The organism is Bdellovibrio sp. ZAP7 (assembly GCF_006874645.1).
Taxonomy (GTDB): Bacteria; Bdellovibrionota; Bdellovibrionia; order Bdellovibrionales; family Bdellovibrionaceae; genus Bdellovibrio.
Genome location: NZ_CP030082.1, coordinates 1814214 through 1829637, shown reverse-complemented (window position 1 = coordinate 1829637; position 15424 = coordinate 1814214). Strand labels below are relative to the sequence as shown.

At 44.9% G+C, this 15424-nt stretch carries 13 protein-coding genes; 9 read left to right on the top strand and 4 right to left on the bottom strand.

Annotation, left to right across the window (positions count from 1 at the left end):
* Positions 1-39: 39 nt before the first annotated feature.
* The gene (gene tgt / locus DOM22_RS08845) at positions 40-1191 is read right to left on the bottom strand and encodes a tRNA guanosine(34) transglycosylase Tgt (RefSeq protein ID WP_246845912.1); all 1152 of its coding nucleotides are present in this window, start codon (positions 1189-1191) and stop codon (positions 40-42) included.
* Between the two features lie 2 nt (positions 1192-1193).
* On the bottom strand, positions 1194-2204 hold the full coding sequence (queA, locus tag DOM22_RS08840; RefSeq protein WP_142700010.1) for a tRNA preQ1(34) S-adenosylmethionine ribosyltransferase-isomerase QueA: 1011 nt from the start codon (positions 2202-2204) through the stop codon (positions 1194-1196).
* 150 nt (positions 2205-2354) lie between these two features.
* Between queA and DOM22_RS08835 the strand changes: the two genes are divergently transcribed.
* The 3 genes from DOM22_RS08835 to DOM22_RS08825 are packed head-to-tail and all read left to right on the top strand — an operon-like array spanning position 2355 to position 4442.
* Entirely contained in the window at positions 2355-2828 is a 474-nt protein-coding gene (locus DOM22_RS08835; RefSeq protein WP_142700009.1) for a hypothetical protein, read from the top strand.
* Between the two features lie 55 nt (positions 2829-2883).
* A complete protein-coding gene (locus tag DOM22_RS08830; RefSeq protein WP_142700008.1) occupies positions 2884-4026 on the top strand; it encodes a hypothetical protein in 1143 nt (380 codons plus the stop codon).
* A 35-nt stretch (positions 4027-4061) separates the two neighbouring features.
* Positions 4062-4442, top strand: coding sequence for a hypothetical protein (locus DOM22_RS08825; RefSeq protein ID WP_142700007.1), 381 nt, complete (start codon positions 4062-4064; stop codon positions 4440-4442).
* Between the two features lie 24 nt (positions 4443-4466).
* Here the strand turns inward: DOM22_RS08825 and DOM22_RS08820 are convergent, their stop codons facing one another.
* On the bottom strand, positions 4467-4646 hold the full coding sequence (locus DOM22_RS08820) for a hypothetical protein (protein WP_142700006.1): 180 nt from the start codon (positions 4644-4646) through the stop codon (positions 4467-4469).
* Positions 4647-4872: 226 nt separating this feature from the next.
* On the opposite strand from DOM22_RS08820, the gene DOM22_RS08815 reads away from it, so the two are divergent.
* The 6 genes from DOM22_RS08815 to DOM22_RS08790 all read left to right on the top strand — a co-directional run bounded on the left by DOM22_RS08815 (position 4873) and on the right by DOM22_RS08790 (position 13075).
* Complete coding sequence (locus DOM22_RS08815; protein ID WP_142700005.1) at positions 4873-7374, top strand: hypothetical protein; 2502 nt, start codon at positions 4873-4875, stop codon at positions 7372-7374.
* A 1-nt stretch (position 7375) separates the two neighbouring features.
* Positions 7376-7846: a prepilin-type N-terminal cleavage/methylation domain-containing protein gene (locus DOM22_RS08810; protein WP_142700004.1), complete on the top strand. Its 471-nt coding sequence runs from the start codon at positions 7376-7378 to the stop codon at positions 7844-7846.
* Positions 7810-8847, top strand: coding sequence for a hypothetical protein (locus DOM22_RS08805; protein WP_142700003.1), 1038 nt, complete (start codon positions 7810-7812; stop codon positions 8845-8847). Before DOM22_RS08810 ends, DOM22_RS08805 begins: the two co-directional genes overlap by 37 nt.
* A complete protein-coding gene (locus DOM22_RS08800) occupies positions 8844-10052 on the top strand; it encodes a hypothetical protein (RefSeq protein ID WP_142700002.1) in 1209 nt (402 codons plus the stop codon). Before DOM22_RS08805 ends, DOM22_RS08800 begins: the two co-directional genes overlap by 4 nt.
* Before the next feature lie 30 nt (positions 10053-10082).
* Entirely contained in the window at positions 10083-10901 is an 819-nt protein-coding gene (locus tag DOM22_RS19995) for a hypothetical protein (RefSeq protein WP_210415716.1), read from the top strand.
* Positions 10902-10978: 77 nt separating this feature from the next.
* Positions 10979-13075, top strand: a complete 2097-nt coding sequence (locus DOM22_RS08790) for a hypothetical protein (protein ID WP_168196611.1) — start codon at positions 10979-10981, stop codon at positions 13073-13075.
* Here DOM22_RS08790 and DOM22_RS08785 read toward each other — a convergent pair.
* The gene (locus DOM22_RS08785) at positions 13072-15315 is read right to left on the bottom strand and encodes a fused MFS/spermidine synthase (RefSeq protein ID WP_142700000.1); all 2244 of its coding nucleotides are present in this window, start codon (positions 15313-15315) and stop codon (positions 13072-13074) included. The two genes, DOM22_RS08790 and DOM22_RS08785, sit on opposite strands and share 4 nt — an antisense overlap.
* Between the last annotated feature and the right edge of the window lie 109 nt (positions 15316-15424).

Sequence of the window (15424 nt, the reverse complement as noted above, 5' to 3'; positions counted from 1 at the left end):
TTCAGCATTATTCCATGGAAGAATCAATAGTTATGTCAGTTACGCTTTCTTTACGAAACGCGTTAAGCAGTCATCACGGAACGCTGCCCAACGGCCTTCTGCGATCGCCTCACGAGCCTTTTCCATCAATTTCATATAGAAATGGATGTTGTGAATCGTGTTCAAACGAGAGCCTAAAATTTCACCACTTAAGAACATGTGACGAAGATACGCTTTCGAATAGTTCGTGCACGTATAGCAATCACATTCTGGATCAAGCGGAGATGGGTCTTCTTTGTACTCGCTGCGCTTGATGCTGACCTTACCCTGCCACGTAAAGATCGTTCCGTTACGTGCCACTCGCGTAGGCATGACGCAGTCAAACATGTCGATGCCCGAATCGATTGCAATAATTAAATCCGTTGGCGTTCCCACGCCCATCAGATAACGCGGCTTATTGGCCGGCATTTTTGGAGCCACGTGCGGCAAAAGTTCATGCATCAAATGAATCGGCTCACCTACCGAGAAACCACCCAAGGCATAACCTGGCAAATCAACAGATGTGATTTGCTCTAAAGATTTCAAACGGTGTTCTAAGCTCAAGCCACCTTGGATAATTCCAAACAAAAGACTTTCTTTACGAGTCATCGCCTCTTTAGAGCGAAGCAACCAGCGGTAAGTCAGAGCCATGGATTTATCGATTTGCTCATCAGTAGCCGGATATTGAAGGCACTCGTCAAAGGCCATGATGATATCCGAGCCCAGATCCATTTGGATCTCCATGCTTTTTTCGGGAGAGATAAAGTGTTTTGCGCCATCAAGGTGTGAGCGGAACTCCACCCCTTTTTCAGACATATTACGAAGTTTAGACAAAGAGAAAACCTGAAAACCACCTGAGTCTGTCAGGATCGGCCCATGCCAGTTCATAAACTTATGAAGACCACCCATTTTTTGAATCGTCTTTTCACCAGGGCGAAGATGCAAATGATAGGTGTTGCCCAAAACGACTTGAGTTCCGCACTCTTTAAGTTCTTCCGGCGTCATAGCCTTAACTGTGGCTTTCGTTCCCACTGCCATGAATACAGGAGTTTGCACTGGACCGTGAGCGGTCATCAAAGTCGCACGACGAGCGTGACCTTCAGTTTTGTGGACTGTGAACTCGCCCAACTTCATTTCATTTTTTGTTTCAGTCATCGTTTTACCATCTAGCATAATCAATCCACCCAAACCGTGAGATCGCCATAAGAAAAGAGTCGGAACTTTCTCTCAATAGCCCATAAGTAGCAAGTTTTTACTGTTTCTAAAGACGAAAATCCCGAAACCAACGCCAGTAATGTCGACTCGGGTTGATGGAAATTCGTAAGAAGTCGCTGCACGACTTTAAATTTGTATCCTGGCTGAATCAGAAGCTTGGTAAAGCCACGGAATCCTTCTGTAGCAGAACCTTGAAGCAGACCACCAGCAGCACTTTCCAATGAGCGTGTCGTCGTGGTTCCCAGAGACCAGATGAGGTTTCCGGCTTCACGAGCAGCTTGGATCGCTTGCCAGCTTTGCGCCGAGATCTCGACGTACTCTTCATGCATGTCGTGATCATTCAAATCTTCCGCCGTCACCGGCAGGAACGTGCCTAACCCCACATGCAATGTCACTTCAACAATTTGCACTCCTTGAGCACGCAATTGATCCATATCAGATTTTGAAAAATGGAGGCTTGCCGTGGGGGCCGCAAAGCTTCCCGGCTCTTTAGCCCATGCCGTTTGGTACCAAGACTCGTCGGCATCCACCGTGTGACGTTCATTACGAGCTTTTTGAATATACGGCGGTAGCGGCAATTCTGCGACCTTCTGGAAATAGTCTTCCGTGACAGCTTGATTCAAAGTCACAGTTTGTGGACGGCCCTTTTCTTTCAAAGTCATGGTGACTCCCAAAGGAAGCTCCAGGGACTGCCCGATTTTATATTTCTTGGAAGGAAATAGAACTTCCCACTCCAACTCAGAGTTTTGTTTTAAAAATAGAATTTCAACATCACCGGAAAACACACGCCGCTTAAGCACGCGAGTGTTATTCACCACCAGCACGTCGCCGGCACTCATTTTACCCAACAACTCAACGAGTGAAATCTCACGGGGCTGATTGTTTTCGACCCACATCACCCGGGACGGACGTTGCGGACTGGTTGCCACCAGCTCTTCGGGGTATGTAAAAACGAGGTCTGTGATTTTCATAGGGGGCTTTCTTACCACAGCTCCCTGCGGGAATGAAGCTCCGGAAGTAACTTTTACCTGTCAAAAACCTGGAAAATTCGATAGTTATTTCCCACCAGGTCCTCCGAAATTGCTAAAAAGCCCCTTCTTTGAGAAAGTCCCGGGTATCTCATGAAAATGCTTAAAAATTGGATCCTTATTCTTATTTCAAGTTTCACCCTGCCCTTAGCTGCCAAAGCCAGCGGCTTGGACTGCCCGATCTCTAATAAATCCTGTGAGTTTTATCACTGCATGGAACAGGAACATCCTTGTGGTAAAAAAGGCTACTGGCAGAATTTCGGAATTCCTTACTGCGAACTTTTCGTCAAGGACGAGCCCAAATTTAAGATCTCCAGTCAGTTGTGGCTGCAAGATGTTCGCCTGTGTTTGCAGGAGCGACTTCGTGAAACTGTTGAAGGCTTGCAATGTGGGGACATTAAAACCAAAGCCATTGATGATCATGTGAGCTGCTATGTCGACACAGGTTTTTGTCAGCTTCCGTTTAATGAGCAATTTAAAATCATGTGGTACTTAAAAGGCGCGCTTCGCGACCTACAAACTTGGCGTGAAGCAGACCTGCTTCGTCGCGCTTGTCAAATACCATAGCATCGCCGGTAGATTCCTAAACTAAGCCTCGTTACCATGACCCTTTTAGGAGCTCATGATGACGAGATGGATCTCTGCCTTCTTACTTTTCTTTCTTCCTTCTTTCGTATGGGCCAGCGAATCTTTGCGCGGCCTGCGAGTAGACCCCTCCTACTTTTACGAACTATATCCCCATCTTTCAGCTGCTGAAATTGCGCAAAAAGTGATTTCTCGAGCGCAAGAAGCCCATGTGAATACATTGTTCGTTTATGCCTATGTTTCAAATCATGGAGCCTTTTATCCAACCGAGTATCCTTTGACGGAAGTTGAAACTCACTTTGGAGAGAAAAATATTTTTCTCGAACTTTATAATTTAGCCCGCGCTAACGGCTTTAAAGTTGTCGCCGTTATTTCACTGACCGATTACAAAACTGTTTGGGACGCTCGTCCTGAATGGCGCTCAAAAAATAATTTGGGTCATGATTATAAACCGATGCCACAGACTTATTTTCTTTCAGCATGGCATCCAGAGTATCGCGTGTGGCTGAAAGGATTTTTACAAGATCTGGTTATGCGCTTTCCCGAACTTTACGCGGTGGAAGCTGTCGAACCCACGGTGGATTGTTACTGGCGTGGCGAAGCCGATTTTAATTCCGAAGCCAATAAAGCTTTTTTTGCCCGTTTTCCCTCTGGAAAATTAGGAGATGAAAACTGGAAAAAGGTGCGTGCTTTAGGTGTGACAGAACTTTTAGGAATGATGGCTGAGATCAGTCATCAGCAAAATATCAAAGCCGGTGTTGTGCAAACTTGGCCTGCGGAATCAGAAGGCCATTTATTTACGTCCGAAAAAATGCGTGATGCTGTGGGTTTTGATTTGAATGAAATTTTGAGTTTAAAAAAACAGCAGAAAATCGACTTCATTGTGGGTGAACTTTTGTGGCAACAGTGGCGCGCGGAATATGGCACTCCAGTATTTACTCCACAATGGACTTTGCCCGCCTCAAAAGAGTTTGAAAATCTGGTCGCGAACCGAAGTGATTCCATCATTCATATTGAAATCTCCCCGTGGCGAGGACAGCACAGCACTGTCACTCCGAATCTGGAAGAGTTTCAACAAAGTCTGCAGGTGATCTCCAAAAATGTTCCACATATTGATGTATATGACTTCAGCCAGATTGAAAATCGCAGTGCGTGGGATGAATTAGCTGTGTGGAAATAGTTGAGCTTACAGAAAATTCACGTTAATCTTTGCTCATGAACATAAAACAGCTTCTGAAGAACACCCTGGTGATTTCATTTTCGGCATTATTTTTCACTCAAGCGTTGGCGCAAGAAACCTCAGCTCCGGCAGCTGGCCCAGTAACAGCACCGGCTGAAACTGCTCCCACTTCTGCTGCAGAACCTGTTACGGGCTATCAAGGAATGCTTCCGTACATTCAGGAAAACGCCACCATTCGGAAGGAAGCAAAAAAGAAGTACGGAGCTGAAAAGTCCCGCAAAAAGTCCAAAAAATCGAACAGCAAAACGGCTTCCAAAAAGAAAATTCGTAACAGCGCCAGCGTGAAAAAATCGACGGGGAAAAAAGCTAAATCTCCGAAAAAGAAAAGCCCTGGCTCCCGCCAAGGCTCTACCTAAAATTTAATTTATCGGAACTTATTCTCAGCGGCTGCTGGTAGAGTTTTTCTCACCACCACCTCGGTTCTCACTCTGTGCTTCCTCTTGAACATCTGAAGAATGATCCATCTGTTTATTATGGGCGGCACGACGCTGCTCCTTGAGGTTTCCATCATAACGTTTACTGGTCTGACTAAATCCTTTTCCCTTATTATGGCGAGACATAGGGACCTCCCTTTTGTATGGTCTCTTTAGACTACCAAGGAAGCTCAATCGAGGAACCGACCTCAAGACCGGAATATGAATACTTATTCGCAATCCTCAGATGGCATATAGCACGCCTAAAAATATTATGTCTCAATCCCAGACAAAACGGTCGGATTTTTTTGTCAGCCGTTCCTCACATAAGGGAACATTTCTGCCGATATTAATATGGAACAAAGGGGATTGTTTGAACCAGCAAAGTGCGTTTCATAAGCGATTGTTGCGCTCGCAACAGGGCTCCGTGCTCCTCACCACATTGATTGGTGGGGTGGTGATTTGCATTATGTTCTTTGCCTCCATTGCCTATATCGAAACTCAGGCAAAAGTATTAAACAAGGCCGCGACTAAGACTGACCACCGGGTGGTTTTGGATGGGGTTTATTCTTATACGGTCAATGCGATTAAACAGAGCTGGTGCTTATCGCCCAACTGGTCGCAGGATATGAACTGTGGTCTTACAAACGCAGGCTATACTCAACGTCTTCTTCTTTCTGATGAAACTCTTTTATTCATTAAAAACTCTGAGACTCCACATCCCGAACCATTGGCAAGCACTCGCCTGATGAATATCACGGGTAATATTAATTTCAGCACTTTGACGAACAGCCATCCGCTTTATTCCGTGGTGACGCCTATTATTGACGAATTTGAATCTGCCAACATCACGATCGACCGCGATTCCACAGCCATCTCCGCCGTTCGTGGTCGCGAGGTACCATTACGAATCACTGTGTTCTTGAAGCACAAAACCAACCCTGAGTTAAATCAAACTTTAACTTCCAGAAATATCGTTTATCCACGGGAGCTCACCTATTTCGCTTTGATTGTTTCAAACAACTTGAATTTGGGTTCTGGAACTAACGATGCAGGGACGGGAAATATCCGCCTGGATAATATTGGCGTACAAAATACCAATGGTGGTCTGCGCTTTGAAAGTCCGGTTTTTATTAATGGAGATTTAAGTCTTCCTCCAAGCAACACAACTCCAGCAATGAACAACGTTATCTTTGTAGACAAAGTTGTTCTTGGTGGTGGTACCATCAAGATGGACAATGCTCCCTACATCGTGAAAACGGCCGGCGGCGATGGCTATATGTACAACTATAGCATGCCGAATTTTTCAGGCATGTTAGGTGGTTTCGAACTGGATGCGACTCGCGACACAGGACTTGATTACCTGTTCAATATCATCAAGGCCAGCGAAAGCGTATTCGACGTTCAGAAAATGTGCCGTAAGCGTATCATGGCATCTTATGATTTGAGTCAAACGACAACGTCACAATTGTGGGTGCGACCGACATTAAGTGAATCGAACAAAGCAGTAGTTCAATTTAACTTAGGAAACGTCGACAACTTCATCGAACAAGGTCAAGTGGACGGATATAGTTCAAAAACGAATGTACCCGGAGTTCTTGCGAACGCCGCCGTAACTGTCGCGCAGGGCACCCCGATCATGAAAGCAAAGGTTTACTATAACGGCCTTCAAGGCCCAACCGGAAACCGCGGAATTTACTATACTGAATTTTACGTTCACCGCGAAGGACAAGTTACGCTTTATCCTTCCGGCATGGGTGGCGCTTCAATCGTCATTCAATCTACTCCCTTGGTCGTCGCCGGACGTCAGCAGTTCAACCAAGTGGATCTTAAATTTACCTTTAACGGCGAACCGAATCTTGCACCGTATTCTAACGGTGCCGCTAACAACAACGTGAAATCGGCTCCAAGTATTAAGTTTCTTTTTGAAGCCTACGATTATGGTTACTTGGATGGGGAAAACTTACGCCAAAACACGACGAGTGAATTTTATAGAAAAACAAACGGCGTGACATTTACAAAGTCCGGAAGTGCCATGGTACTGACCGGGGCACTTCCCAACGGCATGACGCCGGCAAGATGGGTTAACTTTTCTGGTATGACGGGGCAAGACGATCCTCAATATCCGATGCCAAATGAAGCTGATTATGACAAACTTCACCGCCCTTCAGAAATCGCTACGAATCTGGCGGAGTTCGATGACCGTTGTTTTGCCTCACCAGATCCCGGCAATGCTGGCGCCGACTATTCTGCGTTCCCAGCTGCAAAATGGAATACATCTTTCGCTGATCAAGCTCGTCACGCCTGGAAGTTTAATCCTGCCTATGCTAACAATAATGATCCGGGCTACAACGAGGGAACCGTAAATCTTTCCGGTGGTAGATTCCGTACCGATTCATTGGTGGCTAACTGCGTGATCACACAAGATCAAACTTTTATCACCGGCTTCTTTGTCTGTGAAAAACTGACGATCAATCAGCGTACCCAACCACTACGTATCATCGGCACAGTCATCACCAATCAACTTAATATCCATCCGACCGCCTACACTGCGGGCATTCGTTGGAGCAGCATCTATCAACCTCAAGCGGTTCAAGAACTTATCAATGCAAAGATCTTAGGCCAGGATAAAGCTGGCAACTACCTAGGTTGCTCCAACACCCTTGCTCCATTGTGGCAATCGAATATCGGTGTCAACGACAGGTACCAGCACTGGATTTGTAATCCTGTAAGCTTAAGAACATCGGACCCCTTCAAATGGACAACAGTGGATCCAGATTGCGGAATTGTATCTGCAAAAGATTCTTTGGTTAAATGTAAAAAACAAACTAATCGCTTCTTGATCAAAGAAGTGAGCCGCGGAAAGGGTTTATAGTATGAAACTCGGTAATCGCGGATTCACAATGATCGAATTATTGGCGGCTGTAGCAGTCGGCATTATCGTCAGCTACTCTACATATTATTATATCAGTTACGTCGCGAATATGACTTCTCAACTTAAACTATCGCGTGTTGCGAACGACAATGTTCAAGCGATCGTTGAAAGCATTCGCTTTAATCTTTCCATGTACCAAGTGACATTTGAAACCAATGTTAAAAAGGAAGATGCGTTACTGGCTGCTGACAAGCTTCCCTTCGGAATTTCCAATGGCAACTTAATTCCGCGAGCTCAATGTGCGAAGGATGGCTGCCAGGCCTATTTTGGATACGTTATCATCCCAAGTTTATTCGTTCGAAATTTATATCAGGTGGACATTAAAATCGCCCTCGCAAGCCAAAACATTCTTGCGAACAAATGGAAGGAGGATCAGTGGAAAAAGTACACTTACTTCATCACTGTAAAATAGCTAAATTTAATCCTCTTCATAATAAACGCGGGATGACGGTTACTGAATTAATGGTTGTCGTCGGCATGATCGGCGTTGTGGCCTTGGGTAATGCCAAGTTTATTGCTGACTTTACGACCGCTTTAAAAAAACAAACGGCACGTTCTGAGGGCGAGGCGGATCTTTCAACGTTGAATATCGCAACGGTCAACATCCTAAAAAAATCGGCAGCAAGTTTCAATAAGCTTTCCATGACAGATGATACTGGTAAAAACTTTTATGACTACTATCCTGACGTGCCTTACTCGACTTTGAACAAAGCGAATATTGCGGAAAGAAAGTTTACCTTAACTCCTGGTAAGTATTTTTATCTCTTGCAGACTGAGGAAGACCAATTTGACTCTTTGGTATATGACCCAATGTTTGCTTATAAGAATGCTGGCAATTCGCCGGACCTCATGAACAACGGATCGATTCAATATGTGGGTCTAAATTCCATAGCGAATGTGACGGGTACTGCCGGAGGTCCGAACTCGGGCACTATGACCAAAGTTTTTTCCACTCGCTGGGCCGACGGCAAGCTGTTCTTGCTCTCCTGCCCAACTTACTTGCGTCCCTTGAATAGCGCTGGTGGAATTGATATCTTAACCGCTCCACGTTTTGCTTCTTTTCTGGGACGAGTTGCGGGTAACGATCTTATCCCTATGACGCCAGCACTGGCATCGGTCAATTTTCAAAATACGCATCCGGTAACGAATGCGAGCTATAATAATGCAGACATCTTTTTGCGCACGCTGCCTCCAGTGGGGGGCGCAGCCCCATTCGTAAAGGTTGAGCCCGTTAATTTATCGCGATTGACCATCCGATTGAATGCGAAGACTAACAAATATGATCTGGTTTTCCAAACTTATCAACAAGGTCAATATGTTGATAAAAACATGCTTCTTTCAGACTTGAAGTCCGTCACTTTAGTTCGTAAATCAGTGACGCTTCCGCTTATTAGTATGGAGGTCATCAGATGACACCTAAATTCCTAACAACACTCCTTACAATGAGTTCCTTGCTAAGTTCATCTGCGTTTGCTGCGGATACAAAAGCTGCAACGACAAGTGTTCTGCCTTTCACAGGTCCGAATCTAAATGACGTGGTCTTGGATTCGCAATTGGTAGTAAGCGGCTCTAGCGGAGCCCTTACTACACTCGATATTTATGTTAGTTGCTTTGGAACGAATCTGCGCTCCGTGCCCAACCCGATCTCCGAGTACTCGCAGCTATTTGCGAAGCTAAGATACTTGACTGTGAGTGGCGCTTATAAACAAGTTGAGATCCAATTTCCGGCAACTGCAACGATGAACACTTATGGTGCTGGTGCCGCTCAAAATATAACAAATAATACGGTAGTCAATGGCGATGCGAAGGTTCATTTGGATGCATCGTTGAAGGGAAACCTGATTCGCATCAACCTTTCAGAAGCCAAAACCATCCCCGTTGACGTCTTAGCTTCAGGGACGGACTTTACAAAGCTTTCTGAATTTGCGGTCAAATCTGAATTCCTTAAAGATATCAGCTTCAGACAGGAAGTAGCTACAACTCCTTCCCAATTTATGGCGTTCAATGGTCCGGTGACGGCCTCTAGCCAATGGTATGTTTCAGAGAATGGCAAGACCCTGACGATGCTTGCATCATTCCCAGGTGAAAATCGCTTTTGCGGCGGTTACTTCTCCCCGATCGTACTGAAGTTCGACGACGAGAGTCTTCCCGTGGTTAATGATACCTCTTACTTCCCATTGTTTGAAGGTAAGCCCCATAAGATCTCTTGGCCGACATTTAAGAGCGAAACCTACTTGTTGACGTATGACGCGAATAAAAATGGCAAAGTCGACGCAGGCTCCGAGCTCTTCGGTGATATTAATAACTACCAAGATGGTTTCAAAAACCTTGCCGCTTACGATGAAAACAAAGATGGAGTCATTGACGCTAAAGACCCGATCTGGGCTCATCTCCGCCTTTGGAGAGACTCCAATCAGGATGGTAAAAGCAGTGCAAAAGAAATTAAAACACTTAAAGATATGGGCGTAGAATCCATTTCCTTGAAGTACGAAAACACCACGCAGGACCTAAACAATCATGCTAAGGTGGTCGGCCCGGGCGAGTTTACTTACCGAACTAAAAAAGGCGACATTAAGAAAGGCCGCGTCTGGGATATTTTTCTTAAAATTGTTCCCTAATTGAGATAGCATTTTTTCTGGGAGGATTCCATGAAAAGGCAAACTCATTATAAATTAGCATCCGGTGTTTTGCTGTTATTCGTAATCGCAGTGATATCAGAAACAGGTTTTTCAAGAGAGAAGTCGGGAAACCGCTATGAATATCGCTATCAACAAGACACCCCGGCAAAGACGTCTTCAACGACACAAAATGAGCCCGTCGCCCCAGCTTCGCCTGTGAATACGGGCAGTGGCAATGCTCCTTGTCGCGATTCGGTTCTATTGATGAACACAGTGTTCGATAGCCCAAGCGACCAAGGTAAGTCCCGTCTGACTGTGGGACGCTTAAAAAATGGCGATGCAGCCGAATTCGAGTGCACGGCGGCTCAGCCAACCATGAGAAATATGGATGGTTATCCGACGACATCTGGAAAGTTGAACGTTAGATGTGTCAATGGAACGACAATCCTTGAATCTGCGAATTGCGTGGCCAAAACGGCAGCTCAAGCCCGCGCGGAAGAAGAAGCGCGCCTAGCCGAGGAAAAACGCAAAGCAGAGGAAGCAGCAAGAATCGCGGAAGAACAACGCAAAGCCGCAGAAGCAGAAGCGGCGCGAATTGCGGCGGAGAAAAAGGCCAAAGAGGAAGAGGAAAAAAGAAATCCGACATGCTCAGGATGTTCAGCGACTCCGACTTGTACGGAAAGTAATTACGTGCAAACGTCCAAGAATGCGGGTTACACAACGTCCACTAGGTATTACGCCTGCTCGAATGGAAACAGTTTGTACTCCTTCTCTGCACCAGGCAGATCAAGTTCTGGTTGCGTTGCAGGGAGAAAGGTCTGCTCTTCATCATCGGGTTCTAATAAGTAATGTTTTTAAGTTTCGTAGCCCTGGTCTCAGGGCTACTCAATTTATCATCTCAAATCCTTTATCAAAAGATCGTCTCAATGACCTTGGGCGATCTTTATATTACGTTCTTATTGGTCACCCTGACTTTCATTACGGGAACTGCACTGGGAAGCCTACTTAGCGCGAAAGTCCGTCGCTTTTTACCTTGGGTTGAAATTCTGACGGGTCTTTACAACCTCTGTTTATTCCTGGCACTTTCCTTAGACTTTTATAAAACCCAACTTCCACAATTCGTGGTTGTTCTGGGACTTTTGATACCGGCAATATCACTGGGCATTCAACTTCCCCTGTACAGCTACTACCTACGCCAAATTCGCTTTAATTTTATCTATGGCCTATATCATGGCGGAGCCATCATTGGTCTGTTGGCTTTTGAAATTTATTTTACCTATGGCCTCTCGGTTAAGGCTTCGTTGTTGGCGCTTTCCTTAGGTCAGATCACCCTGGGTGCCGTCCTTGGTTATCTGTTGAATCACGATATATTTCACCTTGACCAAAGCCCCCCAGGCGCATGGAGAAAGCTTCTAACTAAGAAGCTCATTGTTATACCGCTCTCTGTTTTTCTCATATCCCTATTGAGCTCCTATCAAGTTTTTTGGGCGCTAAAAACTCAGGTGTTCTTAACTGAAGCGTTTCGCCTGCATGCCACTTTAATCTCGGCAGCAGTTTTCTTTTGGATGACGGTTGCTGGATTTAGCGAAAAACATCTGCAAAATGCTTCTCGGACCTTCTTATTTTTTGCATGGGCTGCAGCTCTACTCGCTCTCCAGGCAAGTTTTTCCACGCTCCCAGCGCTAATCACCGAGAACTTTACGGGCGAGCTGCCCAACTACTTTATTTGGTCTTCGGTACTCGCTCTTTGCCTCACACTTCCCGTTTTTGCATCCAGTTTAGTGTTCATCAAAAGCACGCAAGAATTATCTATTGATTTTGCAGTTGACCAGGCGAGCGGGTATCTGAATGCGATCGCATGCGTGGGGAATATTTTGGGGATGGTGCTTGCTGCCCTCATGGCACCGTACCTATGGACGAATTTCTATTTTTCCCTCGCTCTGGCAATAGTGATTGTCGCCACCGTGATTCTGGCCTATTTTGACAAAAAATACGTCTCAACATCCTGGGGCATTGCGGCCCTTGTTGTTGTTTCTTTTTTTGCATTTCAAAAAGATCAGGCTTCGGGATTATTTAACAATCGCTTCGTTAAGCAGATCAGACCGGCCACTATCAATTCGCAGATTTTCTCGGAAGCCTTTTCATCAATTGCTGTCATGGAAGATCCCATTACAGACGACCAAGTATCCCATCACTATATCATTGATGGACATCGTTCACATATTATCGACAGGGGCACAGAAAATTTAATCGGACTGTATGCACGAAGATACTTTCCTGATACTTTAGAAAAATCAGCAGTCATTGGTGTCGGTACCGGGCAGACTTCCTGGGGTGTTGCTGCAATCAGCGAGCACACGGATTTGATTGAAATCTCCCCGACTGTTTTGAAAAATCTGAAGGTCTTTAAAGAATACAATAATGATCTTGCGAACAGTTCCCACAAATCCATTCACCTGATCGATGGAATGTCCTATTTAAGAAACTGCCCAGTTGGGAGCTATGACTTAATAGTCAACACAGCGACCTATCCTGGAAATTTCAACGCCGCAAAACTGTACACGGTGGAGTTTGTGGAACTTGTAAAAAATTGTCTGAAACCCAATGGCATCTATCAAACCTATTTCGACGGCTCAACTGTTCACAACACTGAACAATTGGCGAATTTCCTAGCTCCCATCCAAGCTCACTTTAGACATATCGATATTATCGCGGGATACTACCCCATCTTGATTGCCTACAATGAAAGCCGCGCTTTAACTACAGGCCCCATGGAGTCGTTTCTTCGTGAAAGTGATGCACACTTTTACAACGAGACTTTAAAGAAAAAACCCATTTTCAATCTAAAGTGCAATACAATTTACCGAGACATTCCACTTTATTTAGGTGGCAAGATGAACACTCTGGATCGTGCCATTTTGGAAGCGACTTCGATCCGTAATATTATTCAAAATATCTACCAACGAGATGAATATATATTTGCGGAGTACTCAGGCCTGCCCCGCTCACAAGAATGTTTTTAGTAGTCTTTCGGATATGTTAATAAGAGGTCTGTGAACTTCGTTCGACTGGATTCAACCAAAAGATTATCATCCGTTATTAACTTCCAAGGACCAGGCACTTCACGCTGCACGTATTCCACCCAACCACGAGCCACCGATTCAGCTAAGGCGAAGTCAGAGTTTTTCTCTAGGGAAGCCCCATCCCAGCTCCCAATCGGCAGCAAGGGCTTCACTCTTTGCAATGAGGCCTCAGACCACTCCGGCAACGGAGTTTCGCTTGCGATGACGATCAAGCCATCATAGGAATATCCTGGCATAATCCGGTAATAAGGAAATGAAGAGCTTAAGGTATGAAGCAGGGAAACTAGATCTCGATTCGCCCCAAAAATAAGCTGGGCATAAATACCCCCGGGTTTTAAATGTCCACGCACGATCTTGTAAAATTCCCGAGACATCAAATATGTGGTGCCCGGCCCATAGGGATCAACATTCACAGTGATGATATCCCATTTTCTGTCTGAGAGAGCGATAAAACTTCGGCCATCATCAGCGACGTTCTCTACCCGAGGGTCTTGCAGATAAGAATTATCTTTAAAGGTCAGTGCACTTTGAGCCTTCATCACCAAAGGCAGGATATCCACACTGGTTATTTTATTAATATCCGGAATACGACTAAAAGCCTCCGTGGTAATTCCGTACCCCATGCCTACAACCAGAACGTCATTTATATCTTTCGCAAAAGCCGTCGGGAATAACGCCAAACTTCGCTGCACTGTTGAGGTTTCGCCAAATCCATAAGGAGCCACTAAGGATGTATAGTTGTGAAACATGGCCCAGCGATCCATTTTGTTTTTTTCATTCTGAATTAAAGGAATGACATTCAAATACCCAAACTCATCCTCGGCTTCAAAAAGTGCCGAGCCGGCGGGATTCAAACTTGTGGAACGAGTCCCAATAAAACCAATCAACAAAATTGAAACAATGACTGAAGAAATCCGCGCAGGTCCACGTACAAACAATAACGTTCCAATCAAGCCTAAACTTAATAGCGTTATATAAAGCAGTTTTAAACTTCCAATCGTTCCCAGCCAGGAAAATAAAAGATAGGTCGTCAAAAGACTTCCCAACACAGATGCAAATGTATTGATATAAACCGCGTGCGACAGACTGCGCGTTTTTTGTAAAGCTGTTTTCATTCCCGTTTGAATCACCTCAAGTGACAACGGAAAACAAAGCCCCAGAACAAAACCAGGAAGAACGGCAATAAATATCAAAACTGCAAAATAAACAGCTTTGATTGTTTTCGCATAGGGATGGTCTAAATCAACTCCCTGAGCGATCCCTGACGGTAAAAAAATGAATCCCAGGGCTGCAAAAACCCCGGTTAAGCGCAGAATAAACAAGACCGCTTTCAACTGAATCTCGGACGAGAGTTTTGAAAGTTTAGGACTTAAGAATGCTCCGGCAGCCAAGGTCAACAAAAGGACCGCCAGGACCAGTGTGTGCACGTACACACGACCACCCAAAAACAAATGCGCCAGTCGAAACCAAATTTGCTCTAAACTTAAAACAAAAAAACCACTTAAAGCACTCAATGACATGGCCCAAACTTTTAGTTTGCCCGGAGAAAACTCCCCGGTTTCAGCTGACGGCATGTTTCCGTCTATTTTATTTTCCGCTCTCGAAGTAAAAGTGTACTTTTCTTTAAAAAATAAAACGGCCGCAAGAAGATTCAGAACAAATCCAAAAATCAAAGTTCCAGAAAGTCCGAAATTATAAATAAGAACAACATATGAGCACAATGCCCCAAAGGCTCCCCCCAGGCAATTCGCTGCATAAAGCCATTGATGTTCTTTAGGGGATGGAAATTTATAACTCATGAACGGGTAAGAAAGCCCCATCAAGAAAGTCGCTGGAAAAATAAAAATTCCAGACATAATAAAGTGATTCAGAAGTTTCGGCAAAGGACTGCTTTTCAAGACATGCGCCAACCCTTCATGGGCTCCAAATAAAAACAGCGCTCCAACCCCAATCACCACCACAATCGCAATTTCACACAAAGAATACAGGGGAATTTGTTTTTTAGAATCTCGCTGCAAAAATTTGGGAGCTGATGCTGTGCCCAACCCCAAACCCAGCATAAAATGGGCGATCACGCAGGAAATCGAAAGCGTGGTACCACCCAGTAAGGAAGAAAACAGGCGAATCCAAAGAACCTGATAAAGAAGTCCCGAAAAACCAGTCAGGAACATGGCAATCATACCCAGTCTGAATATTTTTGATTTCAGAATCTCCTCCTTGTTTACTTGTCAAAGATGCTATCAATGGTCTAGCCTTATTTCTATGGAAATGTGCAATGACTAAAAGAGC

Excerpts from the sequence above, each read along its gene's own strand:
- tgt (WP_246845912.1), bottom strand. The coding sequence starts at position 1,191 with ATGCTAGATGGTAAAACGATGACTGAAACAAAAAATGAAATGAAGTTG.
- queA (WP_142700010.1), bottom strand. The coding sequence starts at position 2,204 with ATGAAAATCACAGACCTCGTTTTTACATACCCCGAAGAGCTGGTGGCA.
- DOM22_RS08835 (WP_142700009.1), top strand. The coding sequence starts at position 2,355 with ATGAAAATGCTTAAAAATTGGATCCTTATTCTTATTTCAAGTTTCACC.
- DOM22_RS08830 (WP_142700008.1), top strand. The coding sequence starts at position 2,884 with ATGATGACGAGATGGATCTCTGCCTTCTTACTTTTCTTTCTTCCTTCT.
- DOM22_RS08825 (WP_142700007.1), top strand. The coding sequence starts at position 4,062 with ATGAACATAAAACAGCTTCTGAAGAACACCCTGGTGATTTCATTTTCG.
- DOM22_RS08820 (WP_142700006.1), bottom strand. The coding sequence starts at position 4,646 with ATGTCTCGCCATAATAAGGGAAAAGGATTTAGTCAGACCAGTAAACGT.
- DOM22_RS08810 (WP_142700004.1), top strand. The coding sequence starts at position 7,376 with ATGAAACTCGGTAATCGCGGATTCACAATGATCGAATTATTGGCGGCT.
- DOM22_RS08800 (WP_142700002.1), top strand. The coding sequence starts at position 8,844 with ATGACACCTAAATTCCTAACAACACTCCTTACAATGAGTTCCTTGCTA.
- DOM22_RS19995 (WP_210415716.1), top strand. The coding sequence starts at position 10,083 with ATGAAAAGGCAAACTCATTATAAATTAGCATCCGGTGTTTTGCTGTTA.
- DOM22_RS08790 (WP_168196611.1), top strand. The coding sequence starts at position 10,979 with ATGACCTTGGGCGATCTTTATATTACGTTCTTATTGGTCACCCTGACT.
- DOM22_RS08785 (WP_142700000.1), bottom strand. The coding sequence starts at position 15,315 with ATGATTGCCATGTTCCTGACTGGTTTTTCGGGACTTCTTTATCAGGTT.